Origin of the sequence: Paraburkholderia sp. BL23I1N1 (assembly GCF_003610295.1) — a bacterium.
Lineage (GTDB): Bacteria > Pseudomonadota > Gammaproteobacteria > Burkholderiales > Burkholderiaceae > Paraburkholderia.
Window position 1 is genome coordinate 4,226,157 of the sequence record NZ_RAPV01000001.1, and the last position, 20,966, is coordinate 4,247,122.

17 protein-coding genes and 1 pseudogene are annotated in these 20,966 nt (G+C 61.5%); 10 read left to right on the top strand and 8 right to left on the bottom strand.

The window, feature by feature from the left end; translation table 11 throughout:
• Position 1: 1 nt before the first annotated feature.
• The 4 genes from B0G76_RS19745 to B0G76_RS19760 form a co-directional block, all read right to left on the bottom strand.
• On the bottom strand, positions 2–286 hold the full coding sequence (locus tag B0G76_RS19745) for a DUF3303 domain-containing protein (RefSeq protein ID WP_120294063.1): 285 nt from the start codon (positions 284–286) through the stop codon (positions 2–4).
• A gap of 364 nt (positions 287–650) precedes the next feature.
• A complete protein-coding gene (locus tag B0G76_RS19750; RefSeq protein ID WP_120294064.1) occupies positions 651–878 on the bottom strand; it encodes a hypothetical protein in 228 nt (75 codons plus the stop codon).
• Between the two features lie 183 nt (positions 879–1,061).
• On the bottom strand, positions 1,062–1,346 hold the full coding sequence (locus B0G76_RS19755; protein WP_120294065.1) for a hypothetical protein: 285 nt from the start codon (positions 1,344–1,346) through the stop codon (positions 1,062–1,064).
• Between the two features lie 88 nt (positions 1,347–1,434).
• Entirely contained in the window at positions 1,435–1,710 is a 276-nt protein-coding gene (locus tag B0G76_RS19760; protein WP_120294066.1) for a hypothetical protein, read from the bottom strand.
• Positions 1,711–2,125: 415 nt separating this feature from the next.
• On the opposite strand from B0G76_RS19760, the gene B0G76_RS19765 reads away from it, so the two are divergent.
• Positions 2,126–4,261, top strand: coding sequence for a serine/threonine protein kinase (locus B0G76_RS19765; RefSeq protein ID WP_120294067.1), 2,136 nt, complete (start codon positions 2,126–2,128; stop codon positions 4,259–4,261).
• An 18-nt stretch (positions 4,262–4,279) separates the two neighbouring features.
• Here the strand turns inward: B0G76_RS19765 and B0G76_RS44865 are convergent, their stop codons facing one another.
• Complete coding sequence (locus B0G76_RS44865) at positions 4,280–4,960, bottom strand: formylglycine-generating enzyme family protein (protein ID WP_409076759.1); 681 nt, start codon at positions 4,958–4,960, stop codon at positions 4,280–4,282.
• A 474-nt stretch (positions 4,961–5,434) separates the two neighbouring features.
• Positions 5,435–6,241: pseudogene (locus B0G76_RS44870) on the bottom strand (caspase domain-containing protein); the annotation flags it as partial.
• A 410-nt stretch (positions 6,242–6,651) separates the two neighbouring features.
• On the opposite strand from B0G76_RS44870, the gene B0G76_RS19775 reads away from it, so the two are divergent.
• The 9 genes from B0G76_RS19775 to B0G76_RS19815 all read left to right on the top strand — a co-directional run bounded on the left by B0G76_RS19775 (position 6,652) and on the right by B0G76_RS19815 (position 19,368).
• On the top strand, positions 6,652–7,155 hold the full coding sequence (locus tag B0G76_RS19775) for a DUF4399 domain-containing protein (protein WP_120294069.1): 504 nt from the start codon (positions 6,652–6,654) through the stop codon (positions 7,153–7,155).
• Positions 7,156–7,201: 46 nt separating this feature from the next.
• A complete protein-coding gene (locus tag B0G76_RS19780; RefSeq protein ID WP_120294070.1) occupies positions 7,202–7,636 on the top strand; it encodes a DUF4399 domain-containing protein in 435 nt (144 codons plus the stop codon).
• 278 nt (positions 7,637–7,914) lie between these two features.
• Positions 7,915–8,193: a hypothetical protein gene (locus tag B0G76_RS19785; protein ID WP_120294071.1), complete on the top strand. Its 279-nt coding sequence runs from the start codon at positions 7,915–7,917 to the stop codon at positions 8,191–8,193.
• Positions 8,194–8,483: 290 nt separating this feature from the next.
• On the top strand, positions 8,484–9,926 hold the full coding sequence (locus tag B0G76_RS19790; protein ID WP_120294072.1) for an efflux transporter outer membrane subunit: 1,443 nt from the start codon (positions 8,484–8,486) through the stop codon (positions 9,924–9,926).
• Between the two features lie 227 nt (positions 9,927–10,153).
• Positions 10,154–12,763, top strand: coding sequence for an FHA domain-containing protein (locus tag B0G76_RS19795; RefSeq protein ID WP_120294073.1), 2,610 nt, complete (start codon positions 10,154–10,156; stop codon positions 12,761–12,763).
• Positions 12,741–14,114, top strand: a complete 1,374-nt coding sequence (locus B0G76_RS19800; protein ID WP_120294074.1) for an HlyD family efflux transporter periplasmic adaptor subunit — start codon at positions 12,741–12,743, stop codon at positions 14,112–14,114. Before B0G76_RS19795 ends, B0G76_RS19800 begins: the two co-directional genes overlap by 23 nt.
• Positions 14,115–14,154: 40 nt before the next feature.
• On the top strand, positions 14,155–14,907 hold the full coding sequence (locus tag B0G76_RS19805; RefSeq protein ID WP_120294075.1) for a peptidylprolyl isomerase: 753 nt from the start codon (positions 14,155–14,157) through the stop codon (positions 14,905–14,907).
• A gap of 49 nt (positions 14,908–14,956) precedes the next feature.
• Positions 14,957–18,013 (top strand): peptidase domain-containing ABC transporter, encoded by a 3,057-nt coding sequence (locus B0G76_RS19810; RefSeq protein ID WP_120294076.1) that lies wholly within the window; start codon positions 14,957–14,959, stop codon positions 18,011–18,013.
• Positions 18,010–19,368, top strand: coding sequence for a sigma-54-dependent Fis family transcriptional regulator (locus B0G76_RS19815; RefSeq protein WP_120294077.1), 1,359 nt, complete (start codon positions 18,010–18,012; stop codon positions 19,366–19,368). Before B0G76_RS19810 ends, B0G76_RS19815 begins: the two co-directional genes overlap by 4 nt.
• Before the next feature lie 79 nt (positions 19,369–19,447).
• On the opposite strand, the gene B0G76_RS19820 is transcribed toward B0G76_RS19815, so the two are convergent.
• Both B0G76_RS19820 and B0G76_RS19825 read right to left on the bottom strand, forming a co-directional pair.
• On the bottom strand, positions 19,448–20,218 hold the full coding sequence (locus tag B0G76_RS19820) for a PP2C family serine/threonine-protein phosphatase (RefSeq protein WP_120294078.1): 771 nt from the start codon (positions 20,216–20,218) through the stop codon (positions 19,448–19,450).
• Between the two features lie 5 nt (positions 20,219–20,223).
• Positions 20,224–20,511, bottom strand: a complete 288-nt coding sequence (locus tag B0G76_RS19825) for a hypothetical protein (RefSeq protein WP_120296566.1) — start codon at positions 20,509–20,511, stop codon at positions 20,224–20,226.
• Between the last annotated feature and the right edge of the window lie 455 nt (positions 20,512–20,966).

Consider the following 20,966-nt stretch of genomic DNA (forward strand, 5'->3'; position numbering starts at 1 on the left):
CCTACTTGCGCGCGGCCTGATGCGCGCCCAATGCCGCGCCGAGGTCCTCGTCCGTCATCGCCGGGAAGATGCTCATTGTCAGCAAGTCGCCCCATTCGAGCGCCAGCGCCGCCAGCCCACGCGAATCGTCTGCCTCGACGACCGCAAAGCCATGCAATCCGCCGATCGCATGCCAGCGCCCCAGCAATTTGACACCTTCGGGCGCCTGGCCGCCGGTTTTCATGAAGCGCTCGATGACGGAGTTTTCCGCAGTCGGAAGACCATTCCATTGCACGATGAATTTCATTGCGTGTCTCCAAGATAAAACTACGTGGCATCCTAAGCATCATAGGTGAACGCAAGGTCGCAAACGTCGCTGCGTACGGACATTCACCAGGTAAATCGAACATGTCGGCCGCTGCCGGGAAAGCGTGGCGGCCGCTTATGTTTCCAATTGCAGGCATCTCGTGCGTCCTACAAGAAAGACATTCTTGATAGGGCTGTCGACGATGCCGGTATCGATCTGTTTCGAAGCGCGCCATGCGGTGTGCCGGCATGACCGGCACGACCCGCACGCGTGCGCATGGCAAGCGGAACAAACGCAAATGCATCAAATGAAAACGGCACGCGCGTCAAGTGCGTGCCGTCGCGGCGAGTCTGTGAGCCCGGGTCTAGCTGCGCGGCGAATTGCGTGGTGCAAAGGTGGCAGGTACACCGGTAAGGGGCTGATGCGCCGCGGGAAAACCCGGCGGATAGTCGACGACGCGTGCGGAGACCGGCACGGTCTGCATGGCGATGCTTGCCCTGGCACCGATTCGCGCACCGCCGACAATGGCGGCCATTGCCTCCCGATCGAGTTCGACGCTCTCGGTGAGGTCTTTAATGACAAGCTTTGCCATGGCGGCTCCAGGGATGCAATCGAGCCGGCGGCTGGTGCGATTTTCCAGTCGCGGCCCGGGTGTGCGTTTACGTATACAGCGGTCTCATCGCACTATCAGTATAGGAAATCTGCCTGCAAATCGCCTGCCGGATGCGAACAGGCAGCAGTAGGGAAGTCCCCAGTCCTCCGCTACCGCGCGCCGTTAAACGTTGGCGTAATTGGCGCCCCACAGCGACGGGCTGACATTCAGATGCAACGGCACGAAGCCCGCGCCGATCACACCGATGTTGTTGAGGGCGGCAACGTTGACGGTTTGAATCTGGCTGAGATTCTGATTCACCGAGACGTTGACGTTGGCGATGCCTTCAAGGCCGGCAACCGAAGGCAGGCCGGGCACGCTGCTGCCGGTGCCGCCAACCACCGCCGACATTGCGCGGTGGTCGAGCTCCCGGGTGCGGGACAAATCTCGAATCATGAGGGATGACATGGTGATTCTCCAAAGGTGCGCGGAAGACGGGCGTGATCGGAGCGAAGCGGAGGTTGCCGAGGGCCTCTCCGCTTCGCCGAATCAGGCTTTAGACGTGGATGTTGTTGCTCGACGTCACGCAGGGGTTGATCGACGAAGTGAGGCCTGCCGCGAACGCAACGTTGTTGCCGTTGGCGCTCTGGATGTTCATCTCGTTGCTGATCAACTGCGTGGCGTCGACATTCTTGCTGTTGTTTGGTGCGACCACCGGGCTGAAGTTGAAGTACGACGTGCTGGGGTAGCCGTAGCCGCCGCGCACGGCGCTCATGGCCTTGCTGTCGAGTTGTTCGGTGATGGACAGATCTTTGATCATCAGCGTGTTCATGGTAAATCTCCTGGAAGGGAATATCACAGTCTTGCGGTTGGGTTCGAGCATCTTGTCTGCTCGAGTGTCACTAACGCATGGGCTGTGCCAGTTTTATTCGCGGCTCCTAAGAAAATTGGTGGAGGCTTGATACACAAGGCTTTCGCGCCATATCGCCGCGTCGGAGCTACGGTACGGCCACCCGCAGACGATCGGCGGCTGACGGCGCGTACCCAACAACGCACCGGATTCTGTTGGATACCACAAGACACTGGCCGGCAGCGCACGCAGCGGGGCATTCCTGGTTTGCGAAAGCGCGGGTCGGGAGCTAGTATCGAAGCGGCACATGTAACTGGTTACGACAGGTTTTCTATCAGCCCGAAAGGCTCCGGTCGCATGCGATCCGGCCCAACGGCAGCGGGGGCGCTTCGCACAAATGGCTAGCCTTGCGCATGTGATTCGCGACTATCAGATCGGCGAGTTGTCACGTGACGAGTTCGTCGCTCAACTCGACAGCACGTTGACGACCGAAGGGCTCGGTCCCACGCAGCTGCTGGATATGCTCGGCGTAGCGCATCGCAAATCCCCCTTGCCCGATGATCTCTACGCCGAAGTGCGGCGGCGCATCGAACAGTTGCGCGTGTCGAACGTGGCGGCCGGCGGCGAGGAAACCGGCGTCCAGACCACCGTCGAGATACCGTCGGTGCGCTCGGTGAGCGGACCAGGCTCGGCAAGCGCAGCAAGCGCCGCTGGCGTGCCGGACCATGACCAGATCAAAGGCACCGGCGACACGCTGAACAACCGCTTCGTCCTCGAGGAATGCCTGGGCGTGGGCGGGATGGGCACGGTGTACAAAGCGCTCGATATGCGCAAGCTCGAGGCGTCGGATCGCAAACCCTATGTCGCGATCAAGGTGCTCAACGTCCAGTTCCGCGGCAACCCGAATTCGCTCGTCGCGCTGCAACGCGAGGCGCGCAAGGCGCAAGTGCTCGCGCACCGCAACATCATCACGGTGTACGACTTCGATCGCGACGGACCGATCGTCTATCTGACGATGGAGTACCTTACCGGCAAGCCGCTCAGCCAGCTCTTGCGCACGCCGGGCTATCAGGGCATGCCGGTGCGCGCCGCGTTGCCGATTGTGCGCGGCATGTGCAATGCGCTGGCCTACGCGCACGAACACGGCTTCGTCCATTGCGATTTCAAACCCGCCAACGTCTTTCTCACGACGAATGCCGAAGTGAAGGTGATCGACTTCGGCATCGCCCGCGTGTTCCAGCGGCCGGAGGAGGAGAGCGACGCCACCGTGTTCGACCCCGGCAGTCTCGGCGCGTTGACGCCCGCGTATGCGAGCCCGGAGATGATCGAGCATCGCGAGCCGGATCCGCGCGACGATATCTACGCGCTCGGCTGCATTACGTACGAGTTGTTGACGGGCCACCATCCGTTCGACCGATTGTCGGCGACGCAGGCCCGCAATTCGGACTTCAAGCCGCAGCGTCCTCCTAATCTCGATGCGAAACAGTGGCGCGCGTTGCGTGCCACGCTTTCATTTGATCGCAATACGCGCATGCCGAGTGTCGTGCGTTTCATCGCGGAGTTCGACAACGAGGCGCGCGCGGAGAAGTCGGGTACGTTGGTCAAGGCGGGGTTCGCGGGTTTCGCCGTGGTGTGTGCCGCGGCGGTCGCTGTGTTTGCCCTACGGTCAGCACCGAGTCGTCAAAACGGCACGCAGGAAGCTGCGGCGGCTTCGGAGGCGTCAGCGGATCAAGTGGCTTCGGCGGCGGCGCCTGGTGCTGCTGCAGCGGTAGCGAGTGCGCCGGAGTCGCCATCGACTGCCGCGCCAGTCGCATCCGCCCCGGGGCAACCTCCTGCACCTCCGGCGCCCAAACCCGCGCTGACCTTAGCCGCCGTCGCGCCGGTTCTCGCACAAGTGCCGTGCTCGGCGCTGTCCGCTTCTGCACAAGACCATTCGCTGACGGTACGCGGCTACGTCTCGCAACGCTACGGCGCGGCGCATCTGAAAGATACGCTGGCGGCAGTGCCGGGCGTCGACACGCTGACGCTCCAGGTCGAACCGCTCGCCGACGACAAATGCGACACGGTCAAAGCGCTCGCGCCCTACTGGACCCGCAACTGGCAATCAGGCCACTTTGCGTCGCTGCATGTACGGCCGCCCGGTGGCCAGTTGAGCGAAGGCGATCCGCTGGTCGTCGACGTGACGACGCCCGCCTACGACTCGTACGTGAACCTCGATTACTACCAGCTCGACGGCAGCGTGGTGCACATGGTGCCGAGCCCGCGCGCCAAAGACAATCAGGCGCCCCCGCGCTACACGGCCACCATCGGCAGCGCGGGTGACTGGATCATTTCGAAGCCGTTTGGATCGGAGATGGTGGTGCTTCTGATCACGCCGGTGCAGCTATTCGACAAGCCGCGGCCCGAAAGCGAATCACGTGCCGATTATCTGCACGCATTGGATACGCGACTAGCGCAGATCGCCGGCAAATACGGTCAGGACCATATCGTCGCGGATTTCGCGCCGATCACGACCAAGCCGCGCACGCCATAAGAGACGCGCGGCCCGGTCTCACTTCAAATCCTTGACCACCCTGAAGCCATCCTGCGACTGGCGCACGCTCGCACTGTATTTGAAGCGCGTCGCGCTCAGCATGTAGCTTGCGCCTTCGCGCCACGAACCGCCGCGAATCACCCGCATGTCGCAGCCGGGACTGTCCCACGCGTGGCCGTCGGCGGGCGCGCCCTGATAGGAGTTGTGCCAGCAGTCGGCGACCCACTCCCAGACGCTGCCGTTCATGTCGTACAAACCGACCGGGTTCGGTGCGAAGGAGCCGGCAGTCTCGGGTCCTTCCTTATGCCAGGGATCGCCGCAGTCCTTGCAATTGGCGTTGCCCTTGCGCATCTGATCGCCCCACCAGTAAGCCGTCGTGGTGCCGCCACGGTCCGCATATTCCCATTCGGCTTCGGTGGGAAGGCGGTACGGTTTGCCGGTCGTTTTACTGAGCCATTTCACGTACTGTTGCGCGTCGTCCCAACTGAGGTCGCGTGCAGGCTCAGCTTTGTTCGTATTGCTGTCGGGCGTCAGTTTCTGGCAGGCGTTCGCGGCGACGCACGCGTTCCATTGCTCGACGCTCACCTCGTATTTGCCGATCGCGAACGGCGCGCCGATGGTCACGTGATGAACAGGTTTCTCGGAGGGGTCGTCGGTGCTACTGCCCATCGAGAACGCGCCCGCAGGCAACGCGATCATGATCGGGCAGGCGGTGCAATCGCGGCTTTCGCCGGCGCTCGGTGGATGCGTCGTGGGCTTCTGCGTGACTGCCGGCGTGGCTGGTAGGGCCGTTGTTGCAGCGGGCGGCGCTGCCGCATGCGGATGCTCTTGCGGCGCGGCGCTGGCGGGTGGGGTTGGTCGTGCGACTTGTGGCGACGGTGCAACCGGCGGTGCAACAGCGGGCGAAGCAGACGGTGCGCTCGCCGATGCCGCGGCGCGCAGGCGATCGATACGTGCGTGGGCGAGCGTGGCGAAGCGGCCGTTCGGATAGGCCTTCAAATAAGCCTCGTAATCGCCGGGGTAGTTGCTGTCCCTAATGGAATTCCAGAAGGTGATTTCATATTGCTCGCTGCTGTCCTTCGGCAGAATGCCTCTGCTGTGCAGCGCGACAATCGAATCGTCACCGCTAGCGCCGCGAGATACCGGCTCGCTCAGGCTCGCGTCCCTGGCAAGCGATGACGCAATCCACGGCGTCTGTTCACCGCCTGTAACCTCGCTAACCCTCGTCGCGACGCGTTGAAACAATCCCGCAAGATCGCGCGATGAAGAAGCGTCGGTGAGCACGCGCAGCAAAGTGTTCGTATAGACGCCATGACGCAAGCCGTCCGCGGCAAACCCTCCCGGCGCCGTTGCATAAGCAATCACCGTATGAGCAGGCAACGCGGATTGTTCGAGCGATACGTCGTGGGAGAACGGGTTGTTCAGGCACGTATCGAGAATCACGAGATTGAGTGCGTCGGCACGCGGCGCGCGCATCGCCTGCAATACGGTATTCAAATCAACGCCCTCGCTGACCAGCCGCGCCGGCGCGCGCGTGTCGAGTCCGGCAGGCACGAGCAGCGTCTGTCGGCCGATTTGCAAACCGTGTCCGGCGAAATAGAAGAGCCCGATGCCGCCGCCTTGCAGACGTTGACCGAATTCGCCGATGGCCTGCCGCATTTGCTGCGGCGTAGCATCGGTGCGCATGATCACGTCGAAGCCGTGCGCTTGCAGCGTGTCGCGCATGGCTTCAGCGTCGCGCGGCGCATTATCGTTAATCGCGTCTGCGCGGTGGCCGTATGCGCCGTTGCCGATCACCAGCGCGATGCGCGCAGGCTGCGGATTGTCCTGTTGCAGGGTGAGCGGCGCGATGAACGCAGCCGTCGTATGGGGAGCGGAAGCACCAGGCGCCATGCCGTCACGTTGCGCCGCGGCATAAACACTGCCCCAATGCGCCTGAATCGCTCCGGCCATGCACACCAGCAGGAATGTTCGCCACATATTCGTATCCTGTTTGTTCCGGACAGAACATAGGGTTTCGACGACCGCGGCATCGACACCGCTATCGATTCTCCATCGACACCCTATGAACAACGATAGCACGCAGTTTGCGCGTCACAATCATCCGCGCATCGTCATTGCGTCATACGGTTAACGAGCGTGGCGTATCTTTTTGGCAAGTTACGTCCTAAGCTAATTCACAAGGTAGCGCGGTACGCCCGTTTTAATAATGCCGCTGCTCATCGACGTTCATCGACGCTCATCGACGTTCGTCAACGCTCATCAATGTAAACCCGCGACGAAAACCCGCCACGTGAAACGATGCGAGTGCCCGCGACGTCGAGCCGGAGCATCCGGCCTGCGCTCTGCGCAGCCGAGGCAGCTATGACCATTCTTCGGGAGAGTGCGCAATGCGAAGAACCCTCACACCCGGCGTGCTCGCTATCCGTCATGGACCGAAGCCGATGCTGGCAGCGTTCCGCACCGTCTGGTACGCCTCGCTCTTCCTTCTGCTCGGTATCGCGTCACTGCCTGACGCCGCGCTTGCCGAACAAACGCCTTCGCCGCCCGGGGCCGAGGAATACATCATTTGGCCGTCGGATGGCGCGGTGATTCACGGCGGCAAGCTGTGGGTCCGTATGGGTCTGCGCAACATGGGCGTCTGCCCGAAGGGCGTGGCGGTCCCGAACACCGGGCATCACCATCTGTTGATCGACACCGACCTGCCGCCGCTCGACCAGGAGATTCCGTCTGATCGCAATCACCTGCATTTCGGTGCGGGCGAGACCGACGCGCGCATCGAGTTGCCGCCGGGCAAGCACACCTTGCAGCTCATTCTCGGCGACCATAACCACGTGCCTCACGTGCCGCCGGTGTACTCGAAGAAAATCACCATCACCGTACTAAAAGACTAGTTGTCCCGTTCATTCAAAACGGGTCCGTCAGGACGGAGAGACCACCATGTACAGAATCATCGCGCTCGTGGCACTGGCGACATTGGCGTCACTGGCCTCGCCGAATTTTGCCCTCGCCGGCACGACGCCCTCGCCGGCCGGCGCCCACCTCTATATCGGCTATCCAAACGACGGGCAGGTCGTGCCGGCCAATAAACCGTTCCGGGTGTGGTTCGGCTTGCGCTATATGGGCGTGGCGCCGAAAGGCGTCAAGTATCCGAACACGGGGCACCACCATCTGCTGATCGATACCGATCTGCCGCCGATGGACCAGGAAATTCCCTCGGACCGCAACCATCTGCATTTCGGCGCGGGTGAAACGGAAACCATGATTGAACTGCCGCCCGGCAAGCACACGTTGCAACTGCTGTTGGGCGACGATATGCATATGCCGCACAATCCGCCGGTGTACTCGAAGAAGATCACCGTCATTGCGCGTTGAAACGGGTCAGGGGGTTCTCCGCTTCACTGTCACGTCGCAGCCAACACCGTCGCGCGCGTTGTTGGTTGCGATCCACCAGCTTCAACCGGTCGTTTTTTAGTCGCCGTGCTGCATCCAACGGCCTACCATCCCCGAAGTCCTTTATCTATCGCCGTTCAGAAGATTTCTTAGGATCGGAAACAAAAACTGGCACAGCCCATGCATTAGTGACACTCGAGCAGACAAGATGCTCGAACCCAACCGCAAGACTGTGCTGTTTCCCTTCCAGGAGATTTACCATGAACACGCTGATGATCAAAGACCTGTCCATCACCGCTCAACTCGACAGCAAGGCCATGAGCGCCGTGCGTGGCGGCTACGGCTATCCGTCGTCGTCGTTTTTCAACTTCACGCCCGTGTACGCGCCGAACAACAGCAAGACCGTCGACGCCACGCAACTGATCAGCACGACGATGAACATTCAGAACGCCAACGGCAACAACGCAGCGTTCGTCGCCGGCGTGACCACCACGATCGATCCGCATGTGAGCTCGAGCAACAACATCAACGTGTATTGAACGGCGCAGGCCACCGCGGAGGCGCTCAGGCCTCCGCGGGACGCGAACCCTCAACGCGTCAAAAAAATTTCGCATCCAATCGTTCTTTCCACACGACCCCAGCGTCACCGCTCGATCCCCGCGCCGACCCTCCTGACCCGTTTCGATGGTGAAGCCGGGCAGGACATGCTTTACTTAAAACAGCGCGTTCTTCTCGTGCAGCGTAGCCGGCGTCATCGGAGAAAATCGTGTCAGCGTTGCTTGATTCAGTGGTTCGTCAGCGCGTACCTAACGCTTCGGCGCGGCGTTGTGTGGATCGTCGGCCGGCGGGTACGAAACTAACAACCGCGGCGTTGCGCGGACTCTGCGCGGCAACGGCCTGCGCGTTGTCGTTGTGTGCGTGTGTCGACGTCAGCATGCCCGACTACAAGCGCCCGGATACACCCGCCAAAGCGTCGTGGTCGGATCAGAAAGGCTCGCCGGTATCGGCGGCCGCGACCATTGAGCCGGACTGGTGGAAAGGCTTCCACGATCCGTATCTGGACACGCTGGTCGCCAAAGCGATCGCAGGCAATTTCGATATCAAGGTGCTGGCCGCGCGGATCGACGTGGCCAGCACGCAGATCGGCGAGGCCAAAGCAGGCGCGTTGCCGACCATGGACCTTGGCGGCGGCGCCGATTTCGAAAAGAGTACGGGCCAGACGTTTTCCAAACAGTACAACGTCGCGACGCAGGTGAGCTGGGACATCGACATTTGGGGCAAAGTTGAGAAGGGCGTGCAGGCGCAAAAGGCCGAATTCCACGCAAGCGAAGCGGATTGGCGCGCCGGTTATCTGGAACTGGTGGCGAACGTTTCGAGCACCTACTTTCAGATCCTGCAATTCGACGATCAGATCGAGCAGCAGCAACTGACGCTCGTCACGAACCGGCAGATTCTCACCATTTACGACGGCCAACGCCGCAGCGGCCTCATTCCGCAAACTCAGGTATTGCGCCAGCAGGCCGAGATCAACCGCTTGACGAACCAGTTGCTCGAACTGCGCCGCTCGCGCGATCACGCGAACAACGCGCTATGCACGCTGCTCGGCGTGCCGGCGGGCGAGTTCCAGTTGCCGAAAGGACATTTGCAGCAACGCGTGCAACTGCCCGTGGTGCCCGACGGCTTGCCCGCGCAACTCCTTGCGCGGCGCCCCGACGTGGTGGCCGCCGAGTTCCGGGTGCTGGAGGCCTACGATCTGGTCGGCCAGGCCAAGCTCGCGCAACTGCCCACCATCAACCTCACCGGGCACGGGGGCACGGCGAGTTTCGCGCTGACCGATTTGCTGAAGTCGTTCACCTACGGGTTCATGCCCAGCATCAATATTCCGCTGCTCGATCCGGGCGTGCGGGCTCATGTGAAGGTCACGCAAGCGCAATCGACGGTCGCCGAGCAGCAGTATCGCGTGGCAGTAATGGGCGCGTTCGAGGAAGTGGAAAACGCGCTGGTCAATCTGAATTCGCACAAGGCGCAGCGGCTGGAATTGCAGCAGGAGGTGTCGCGTCTGCAGATCGTCGCCGACCAGATCCAGTCGCAACTGCGCCTCGGCGTGGTGTCGCAGCTGGAAGTGTTCGAAACCGAACGGACCTTGCTGGAAGCGCAGCAGGAACTGCTTGCCAACCATCAACTGATTCTGTCCGACACGGTGTTGCTTTATAAGGCGCTAGGCGGCGGCTGGCCGACTGTGGATGTGCAGGCGGAAGTAAAGGAACACTGAGCTAATCGCAGCGTGGCGCGCGCGCGGCGTATTTCGGCTGCGGATGACGCATGAATGGCCCTTACAACCGACGATCTGAAAATTGACACTTGCCATGCGTGACTTAAAATCTGTAAGGAGCCAGGTTCGGCACGGCTCACTGGAACATCCGCTATTCGCCGTAGTTCTTCATTCCGTTCCTGTTGCGCGTTCTACGCAGCGGGTAAACGATTAGTGATCCAGATAAAATGACCGCCGGCGAAGCTCCGATTGCTGAGATGCGCGCGACACTGGACGCCACGTTCGACGTGGTGCTGTCGCCGGTTGCGTCCGCGCAGCGTCCCGCACTGGACGCGATCCGGATCGTCGACAACCTCTTCGCGATCGGCCGCAGCGAGGTGCCGTTCACCGACTACCCCGCCGAGCACATTACCCGCCTGTCGCGCCGCCATGCGCGGATTTTCACGGAGCACGGCGCCGTCTATGTCGCCGACCTTGGCAGCAAGAACGGCACGACACTCAACGGCGTGGCCGTGCGGCAAGCCCCCGCACGGGTGCGTGCCGGCGACGAATTGTGCTTTGGCGGCGAGCTCTGCTATCGCGTGGGTATCGAGCCGCGCGCGCGGATCGTCGCCGCTGCTAGCGCGACGCCCGCACCGGGTTTGTTGCTGGTACCGCAGCGCGACGACCTCGGGCTTCAGCCGATCGAGGTGCAGGCGTTCCCGTTTCTCATCAGCAAAGCGGATGAAATTTTCTCGCGCTACAAGGATCGCTATCCGCATCAGGTTAACTACATCTCGCGGCGGCACGCGCACATCTTTCTGAAGAGCGGTGAATTCTACCTCGAAGATCTGGGCAGCACCAACGGCACATTCGTCGGGGGAAAGCGGCTCGACGAAACCGCGCTACCGCTTGTGGAGGGGGATCTCCTTGCATTTGGCGGCGACCACTTCGTCTACAGGGTGACGTTGCAAAAACCTCCTGAAGTCGAGCCGACCGTGACCCAGCTATGCCTTAATCCCGCTGCCGACGAAGCTGCCGACGCCGATAAAACCACCTTCGTTGGCGCCGCGCATTCGTTCCTCGATATCTTTTGCGTCGACCCATGGCTGCAACGCGAAGACGAGGTCAACGAGGCGGCGCAGGCCGCCTCCGCGCATGCGAAGCGCGACACGCCGACAGGCGGTGCGAACGTCGCGAATGGCACGAGCGGAACTAGCAAAACAAACGGCACGCACGGCGTAAATGGCACAAACGGCTCACATGGCACGAACGCAGCAAAGGGCCGATCGCAGCGTTGGCGTCTGCTCGCGGGCGAACTCCGTAACGCCTTTGCCGGTGGCGATCACATGATGGAGCGTCGCGCCGCGTGGTGGGGTGGCGCGGTCTTCGCCGTTCTGGTGGCCATCGCGCTGACGCTTTACCTGCGCGGCTCATCGGAGCGCGACTTGAAAAACATGCTGGCAAGCGGCGATTACACCAGTGCGGTGACGGCGGCAAATGGCTATCTGGCGGACCATCCCGCCGACACAAAAGTCAGCGCATTGGCGAGCGAAGCGCTTCTGAAGGCGAAACTCCCTAACTGGCTGAACGCGCTGCAAAAAGCGCAGTTCGACCAGGCCGACGCGCTGCTCAAGGAGATGAGATCGTTGAGCGCGACCAACGCAGACGCTGCCTCTCTCGTCGGCGAACTGCAATGGGTGGGCGACCTGGAGCGCTTCGTGACGCGGCGCGGCGGGGTGGACGCGCCGATCCGCATGTACGCCGACGAGGCCACCATCAACGGCCTGCTGCAACGCTGGGACGACGACGCGAGGAGCCATCAGCGCGCACTCGACCGCATCGCCTCCTATGTGCCCGTTTTTGCGGAGCCGTACGCGCAGGCGCTGAGCCATTTGCGAAAACTGGAAAGCGATGACTCGGTGTATCTGGCCGCCATCGACCGCCTGAACGGCACCATTCGCACCGAGCTGGCACGCGACAAGCCAGACGCGCTGCCTGCTGTCCTCGACGATTATGCGCAGCGCTATCCGCGTCTCGCCGGGCTCGATCGCGTACGGGAAGATTTGCGCCACTACGCCGACGTGCTGAACGCCGCGCTCAGCCGGCAATTGACGCCGTTGCTCGTCTTGCTGAAAACGGTGCGTTTTAGCACGCCGCCATTTCAGGCGCAGTTTCAGCAACTGGCCGCAAGCCGCCTGCCGTCGCCGGACGTCATTCAGCGTCACGACGCGGCGAGCGCGGCGTGGCAGCGCGGCGATACCCAGCAGGCGCTGGGCGACTTGCAGGCCATGCCTGCCGGGCCGTGGTCCGATGTGATCGCCGCGGAACTGGCGCACAAGAAAGCGTTGCTCGAGCAGTTCGCCGACTTGCAGAAAACCCGCGGTGGCAAGGATTACGACGAACGCTTGCTGTCGTTCTACGCCAGCCTCGATCCGACCGCGGACGCGTGGTTCGTGCAATCGATCCAGAAAGACGTCGCCGCTTTGCACGACAAAGCGCTGGCCCGCGCGCAAGACCTGCTGCTGCGCGCGCAGAGCCTCTGGAAGCAGTATCGGGCAAGCGGTCCGATCGGCGGCACACAACGGCTGGAAGCGGGAATATCGCCCGGCTTTCGTAGCGAGGCGCGTCTGCTGTCCGACGCGCAGTCCGCCGCGCAACAGGGCATGCGGATCTACACGCAACTGAAGGCGGATCATCCCGCCGACTTCGACCGTCTGCTCGCGGATATCGAAGCGGAAGCGGATTTGCAGCGTCGCTCGCTCACCGAGCTGCGCATGGTGCTGGACCCAGGGCTATTGAAGGCGAAGCTGGCGTTGATCGGAGGCGAGCAGAGTGAAACGCGACAGTCACCTTAAGCCCTTGTCGGAGGCGCTGGAGGACCACAGCGTCGAAGGCATCGCGATTCTGACCTCCGAGCCGGTGCGGCTCGCCCGTGCGCTGATCTGGGCGATGGTCGCACTGGTGGTGGCCGGCTTGCTGTGGTCGTTCGTGGGGCGCGCGGATGTGATCGTCAGCGCGCAAGGCACGCTTTCGCCGGAATCGGAGGTGCGCCGCATCTATGCGCCGATCGACGGCGAGCTCGCCGATCTGTACATCGCCGAGGGGCAGCCGGTCTCGAAGGGTGACGTGCTGGCGCGGCTGAATGCGCGCGGGGCGATCGAGGCGGCGAGCAACGCGCTGCAGGCGCAGCTCAAGCTCGAAGACGCCGAGCGCGACTGGAAGCAGTTCCCGGCGAAGAAGGCGCTGATGGAGCGCAAGGCGGCCGCACTCAACTCGCAGATGGAAGTGGAAGCGCATCTGCACGAAAATCGCATTTCCGAAGGCACCACCAAGCTCGCCGAAGGCCAGAAGGCCGAACTCGACGAAGCCCGCAGCGCGCTCGACAACGCGCGCCGCGTGCGCGAGGCGGCGCGTCAGGAACTGGACCGCTACTCGCAGCTTTTCGCGCAGCCGGGCGGCGGCGGGATCGCCGAGTTGCAGGTGGAACAGAAACGAACCGCTGCGATGGAAGCGGATAACGCCTACCGGGTCGCGCAATCGAAACTCGCGGAGCTGGATTTCCGCCTGAGCCACGAATACGCGCAGGCTAATGCGCAACTCGAAACCAGCGGGCAGCAGACCACCGACCTGCAACTCCAGTACGACTCGGCTGTTCGCGACATCACCGACGCGGAAGACAAGCTGCGCCTGCAATTGCAGACCGCGCGCCTCGTGGCCGAAGCCGCCGCGCGCATCCGTTTCGAGAACATCGACAAAGACAATTTCCTGCTGATCCTCGCGCCGGTCTCCGGCGTTATCACCGACGTGACCTCTACGCAGCGGGGCGACAAGATCCAGGCGAACGCGCCGCTCGGCGGCATCGCGCCGAAAGATGCGAAGCCGGTACTGAAGATCGAAATCGCCGAACACGATCGTGCTTTTCTGCACGAGGGCCAGCCGGTGAAGCTGAAATTCAATGCATTCCCGTACCAGCGCTACGGGTTGATCAACGGCACGCTCGCCTATATTTCGCCGGCTACCAAGCCGTCCTTGCAGGACAAGCAGCCGGTGTACGAAGGCCGCGTGACGCTCGATAAGAACTACTACCAGATCGCCGACACCCGCTATCCGCTGCGCTACGGCATGACGGCGAGCGCGGAGATCGTGGTGCGCGAACGGCGCCTGATCGACCTGGGCCTCGATCCGTTCAGGCAGGTGGCGGGTTGAGCGCGCCGATTACACGTCAATCAAAAAAGGAGCGGATGACATGACCGCGATAGTGCGAATCGATGACGAAGTCGTGGACGTTGCCGAGTTCATTCGTCTGCTGAAATTGACCGGGCAGTTCGATAGCCTGATCGAGCAGATCGTGCGCGACAAGCTCACGGTGCATGCGGCGAAAAAGCAGGGCATTGCCGTCACCGCGGACGAAATCCAGCAGCGCGCCGATCAGTTCCGCCGCGTGCGCGGGCTGCATCGCGCGACGGATATGAATCAGTACCTCGACGCGCTCGGCGTGAGTCTCGACGAGTTCGAGGCGTTCATTACCGACGGGCTGCATCAGGAAAAAATGCTCGACGTGGTGGGCAACGAGGCGGCGATCAAAGATTACTTCGCACTGAATTCGCCGAAGTTCGACGCGATCGAAGTGAGCCATATCGTGCTCGACAGCGAGGGCAAGGCGAAGGAAATGATCTCGTACCTGCACGACGATCCGGACAGTTTCGCCGACATGGCGCGCGAGCATTCAATCGCGGATACGCGCGAAGCGGGCGGCGTGATCGGCAAGGTGCTGCGCGGATCGTTGAAACCTGACACTGAAGCGAAGATTTTCAACGCGGCGGTGGGCGATCTGCTCGGACCGTTTCCTTCGGCGGATCGCTCGTGCTTCGAGATTTTTGCCGTGACGGCGAAATATCCGGCGACGCTCGACGCCGATGTGGCCGCCGAAGTCAGGCGCCTGCTGCGTGAGAGCTGGCTGATTGCGCGCGCGCAGGAGCATGTGATCGAAGCGCGCTAGCCGCGTGTTTCGCATCGCAACGTAAAACCGAACCGAGGTCCGCAAGCACATGGATGCACCCCAGACCGCGCCCTCCGCTGCCGAGTTTCTCACCTCGGTGGAAATCCTTTCGCCGTTTTCGCGCGATGAGATCGAGCGTCTTGCCGAATATGCGCAGGCCCGTTTCTATTCGTTCGGCGAAACGGTGTGCTCGACAGGCGAGACGGCTGACGGTCTTTACGTGGTGCGTTCGGGCTCGGTACGCATTTTCACTGAGGAACATGGCAAGGAGACCAGCATCGGCGTGCGCAAGGCCGGCGAGATTTTCGCCGACATCGCGATGTTGCGCGCGTATGTGCATGAGGCCTCGGTGCGGTCGTCGGCGAAAACCGAGTTGCTGTTCATTCCTCGCGCCGCGATCGAGCCGGTGCTCGCCGGCAATCAGGCCGCGTTGGCATTTATCGCGAGTTATGTGGCGATCAGTTCGGCCGGCGGTTTCGTCGCGCAGTTGTTCGATCTGCGCGGCAAGCTCAACAAGGCGGAACTCGAAGAATATGTGCGCAGCGTCGGCGTAAAAAGGGTGGCCGCAGGCAAGGAAATTCTCAAGCAGGATGGGCGCGACGACCGGCGGCTCTACGTGGTGCGGCAGGGTGGAGTGCGTATTGTCCGTCATGAGGAAGGTCACGACTACACGCTCGCAACGCTAGGTGAAGGCGAAATCTTCGGCGAGAAAGCGTGTTTGATGCGGCAGGAGCAAATGGCCTCGGCGGTGGCAACGACCGATACGCGGCTCCTGGTGATCCCGGAGCGCACTGTCCATTTCATTCTGGAGCGCAATCCGAAGCTGCGCGAAGTTCTGGATGAGCGGATTCGTTACGGCGACCGCGAATTGCAGCGGCAAAAGCGCCTCGAACAGCGGCGCAAGTTGCCGCTGATGCTCGACTTGCAGACCAAACCCGAGTTCGGCGAAAAGGTCATCAAGCGCTTTGCGCTGGTCGAACAGGCTGAAGAGATGGATTGCGGCGCCGCGTGTCTCGCCATGGTGTGCCGCCACTACAACATACCGATGACGCTCGGTAAGCTGCGCGAACTCGCCAACGTCACGACGCAAGGTGCAACGCTCGACAGTCTCGCGCGCGCGGGCGAATCGCTCGGCTTTACCGCGCGCGGCGTGCAATGCACATTCGATTCCTTGCGCGGCTTCGATCTGCCCTTCATCGTGCATTGGGAGGGATATCACTATGTCATGGTGTACGGGCTTTCCAAGGAATACGTGTGGGTTGCCGACCCCGCACTCGGCTTCAGAAAAATGACGGTTGAGGATTTCGAGCGCGGCTGGAGCGGCACGTGTTTGCTCTTTACCGGCGGTGCGAATCTTTTGCAGATGTCGGCCGCGCGTTCGCCGTGGATACGCTTTGTCGGCTATCTCAGGCCCTACAAGAAGATTCTCGGCCACCTGTTTCTTGCCACCTTCGTCATTCAGGTGCTCGGTGTAATTCCGCCGCTGATAATCCAGAATATTCTCGACGGCGTGATCGTGCATCAGAACGTCAGCCTGCTGCATCTGCTGATCGGCGGCTTGATCATTGCCAATGTGTTTTCGCAACTGATGTCGTCGATTCGCGCGTATCTCGCGAATTTCATGGTGCGCAATATGGACTTCGCGATGATGTCGCAGTTCTTCAAGCACACCATGTCGCTGCCGTTTTCGTTTTTCGCGAAACGCAAGACTGGCGACATCTTCGCGCGCTTCCAGGAGAACCAGACGATCCGCGCCTTTCTCACCGAATCCACCGTCACCACCGCGCTGAATCTGCTGATGGTGTTTATCTACTTCACGATCATGTTTGTCTACAACGTGAAGATGACGCTCGTGCTGATCGCGTTCGTGATCCCGATCATGGCGCTGACCGCGCTCGCCACGCCTAAGATCAAGAACTACGCGCGTGAGGTGTTCACGGCCTCGACTGAATCGAAGTCGTTTCTGATGGAAGCGCTCGCCGGTGTTGAGACCATCAAGGGCATGGGCATAGAACGGCCGGTCCGGTTGCGTTGGGAGAAGAAATACGCGAAGGCGCTCGAAGTGCAATATCGGGCCCATGCCTTCAGCATTCTCGTTGGGCTTGGCAGCCAGTTGCTGAACGCGGCGACCACGATCGCCATCCTTTGGGTCGGCGCGAATCTGGTGCTGGCGCGCGAAATGACCATTGGTCAGCTGATCGCATTCAATGCGTTTATGGGCAGCGTGCTGGGTCCGCTAATGGGACTGGTCGGTTTGTGGAGCATGTTGAACGACGCGGGCGTGGCGATGGAACGTCTCGGCGACGTGCTCGATATCGAGCCGGAACAGAAGCCGCAGGATTTGCCGTCGCGTGTGATGCTGCCTGAACTACAGGGCGAAATCAGCCTCAACGGGGTTTATTTCCGCTACGGCGAGAACGATTCGGCCTATGTGCTGGAAAATATCAGCTTCGACATCAAGCCCGGCGAACTGGTGGCGATTGTAGGCCGCAGCGGTTCGGGCAAGACCACGCTCGCCAAGCTGCTGGTGGGCTTCTACGCGCCGACCGAGGGCAAGATGACGATCGACGGCTACGACCTCGGCGTGGTCGATAAGGCCTATTACCGCGCGCAGATCGGCTATGTGATGCAGAGCAATCTGCTGTTCTCCGGCACGATTGCGGAGAACATTGCCAGCGGCGACGACGCGCCCGAACGGCGCCGCATCGAAGAAGTCGCGAAGATGGCCGACGCGCACGCGTTTATCAGCAAGATGCCGCTCGGCTACGAGCAGATTGTCGGCGAACGCGGCATTGGTCTATCCGGTGGGCAGATCCAGCGGCTGTGCATTGCGCGGGCGCTGTATCACGACCCGCGTCTGCTGGTTTTCGACGAAGCAACCTCGGCGCTCGACTCGCAATCGGAAAGCAATATTCTCGGCAACATGCACGATATTCTGAAGGGCCGAACGGCGGTGATCATTGCGCATCGGCTCAGCACCATCATGCGTGCGGACAAGATTCTGGTGCTGTACGAAGGGGCGATCGTCGAACAGGGCCGTCACGATGAACTGATCCGGCGCGGCGGCATGTACTACCAGTTGGTCCAGAAACAGTTGAGTGCATGATGAAGATCCTCGACCAGGTAGAAGAGCTCAGTCCGGCGATTTCGTACGCGGGCTTGATCGAACGCATCGAGATTTTGCGTTCCACGCTGCGCTGGTCGTCCCGGCTCGAGCGCGCCGATATCGACAAGCTGCTCCGGCAAGCCACCTCGTTGCGTGACGAGGTCATGCAACTCTCGCACAAGGAGCGCTTTGTCCAGGCCGCAACGGCTGCCAAGCCTGCCGCTTCTGCGGATCAATCTCGGGGCGCGCGCAGAAAGGCGTTGATCGAGCGCAGTTTCATTTTCGAAGGCACGTTCGGCGACAATCCGCGTCTGCTCGAATCGCTCGAAATCGCCGAGAAGGCGGCGCCGACCGATTTGCCGGTGTTGATCGACGGCGAGAGCGGCACCGGCAAGGAGCTGATGGCGAAGGTGATTCATGCGAACGGTTCGCGCTCGGACAAGCCGTTTAGCTCCGTGAATTGCGGCGCGATTCCGGACAATCTGCTGGAATCGGAATTGTTCGGTCATCGCAAGGGCGCGTTCACGGGGGCCTCGAATGACCGCAAGGGTAAATTCGAAAGCGCGCATACCGGCACGATCTTTCTCGACGAAATCGGCGAGTTGCCGCTGGCCGGTCAGGTCAAGCTGCTGCGCGTGCTGGAAGCGCACGAGATTCAGCGCGTGGGCTCCGATGAAACGATCGCCGTGGATACGCGCATTGTCGCGGCGACCAATCGCAATCTGCGGCAACTCAGTGAAGAGGGCAAGTTCCGCGAGGATTTGTTCTACCGTCTCAGCGTGATTCACGTCACGTTGCCGCCGCTGCGCGAGCGGCGCGACGAGATTCCGCTGCTGATTGCGTGGTTCGGCGACGAGGCCGCCGGTACGCTAAAGCGCAGGCCCGTCAGATTGACCCCGCGTCTGCGGGACTTTCTGCTGAACTATGCGTACCCGGGCAACATTCGCGAACTGCGCAACGTGATGTATCGCGTCTCGTGTCTGGCGGGCGAGGTGGCGGATATCGATCATCTGCCGGTGGATATGCGGCCGGCCGCGCCCGGTTCAGCCCCAGCTTCGTCTCATGTGGCCACAACGACGGGACAGGAGCCGATCAGCGTGGCGAATCTGATGTCGCTAAGCGACGCGAAGCGCGCCGCGAGCGACGACGCGGAAAAAGCCTTCCTGGAGCGTGGCTTGCGTGAAGTGAGCGGCACGGTCGCGGAACTGGCCCGGCGTATCGATATGAACCGCTCGCATCTGCAAATGCTTCTGAAGAAGCATGGGCTGCACTCAAAGGATTTTCGCAACCGCAATGCGCTGCCCGTGGGCAAAAACGGTTCTGACGAGCACGATGAAGAAGACAGCGATAGTTAAAGCCGGGTTTCTGGAATGAGATGCCGGCAAGGTACTGATAGCTTATTCAACCCAACGCTGCGCTTTTGCACTCGTGCTTTCAAGGCCCGGGGTTCAGCAGGGTTTTGTCGGACGCATACGGGTCTTCGGCTTGCACCACCACCGCGGTGACGTTGTCGCGTCCGCCGTGCGCGATGGCTAATTCGACCAGTTCGTCGGATGCTCGCTCGCATGCCACCGTGGTCAGTACCGCCAGTATTTCCGCATCGGTGACTTCGTTGCTCAGGCCGTCGCTGCATAGCAGGAAGACGTCTCCGTTCGCGACTTCGATTGCATCGTCATCGAGTTGGAGTACATCCGTGGCGCCGACCGCGCGCGTGATCATGTGCTGCGCTGGGTGGTGCCGTGCCTCTTCGTCGGTAATCACACCGAGCGCCTTGAGTTCCTCCACCTGACTATGATCGCGCGTGAGTTGCCGCAATTGTCCTTCGCGGTATAGATAGAGGCGGCTGTCGCCGGCCCATAGATAGCCGCAGAAACGGTCGCACGCGAGCAGAACAATTATCGTGCTGCCAATCCGTTGCACCTGGCGGCGCGCGGCTTCCTCGCGCAGTTGGCGATTGGCCGTTTGCAGTCGTGCGCGCGCGTCGGCAATGCAGGTTTTCATGGCGAGCGGCGGCGCGAGCCGGCTCAGCGCATCGATCACCAGGCGACTCGCCAGATCGCCGACCGCATGCCCGCCCATGCCGTCGGCGACGGCCCAGCGCCCGGGTTCGGGCTGGGCGAGGCAGGCATCTTCGTTGATTTCACGGACGCGTCCCACGTCGGAACGCGCGGACGACGTCCATCGAAATTGGCTCGGACAGGTCACAGGGGCTACACCGTATCGTTTCTGCTGCGCGCGTCCGGGGCGACGTTGATGTTCGAGTTCGCGCCGGTGTTGCGCACATCCACCGACTGGAACGTGTTGATCATCTGGTTAGCATAGAAGTTGTTCGAAATGTCGTACAGGTTCACGACCGGACCAATGCTCGGCGTTTCCCGCACATAAGGCTGAATCCAGCCGTACACCCAAGGCGCACCGCCGCCGCCGCGGATCGCCGCCATCGCTTTGCGGTCGAGCGCGAGGTTGAGCGAGAGGTCGTTCACAGTAATGGAAGCCATGTCGTTCTCCGGTTGGCCGCGTGCGTCGGGCGCGCGGTTAAAAAGGATCTGGACGAGATAGTGCAAGTGCTATGCCAATGTGCGGCTCGCGCGCACGCTTTCTCGTAACGCGTTGATTGGGCGGCGCTTCCGGGTGTTTGCGCAGGCAACGCATGTTCATGCGGCGGTGCAGAGGTCGGGATGCAGCCAACATTATGGCGCAGGCACCGGTGCATGACCCAACACATTGACCAGACTCTCGAATGCTCGCGGATACGCCTGAGAGCCACCCACCAGCGCCCAAAAAAGATCGACACGGGCCAACACATTGGCTTGATTTCTGTCGGCTCACAACGGACATCTGCTGTGCTCAACACCCCTCGAAATGCACGCCATCCCTTTAAATAAAGGCTTTTCCGCGCCTGGCCCGGATGATGCAAAAGATCTCGCAACAGTGTTGGATATTGAAGCGAGGC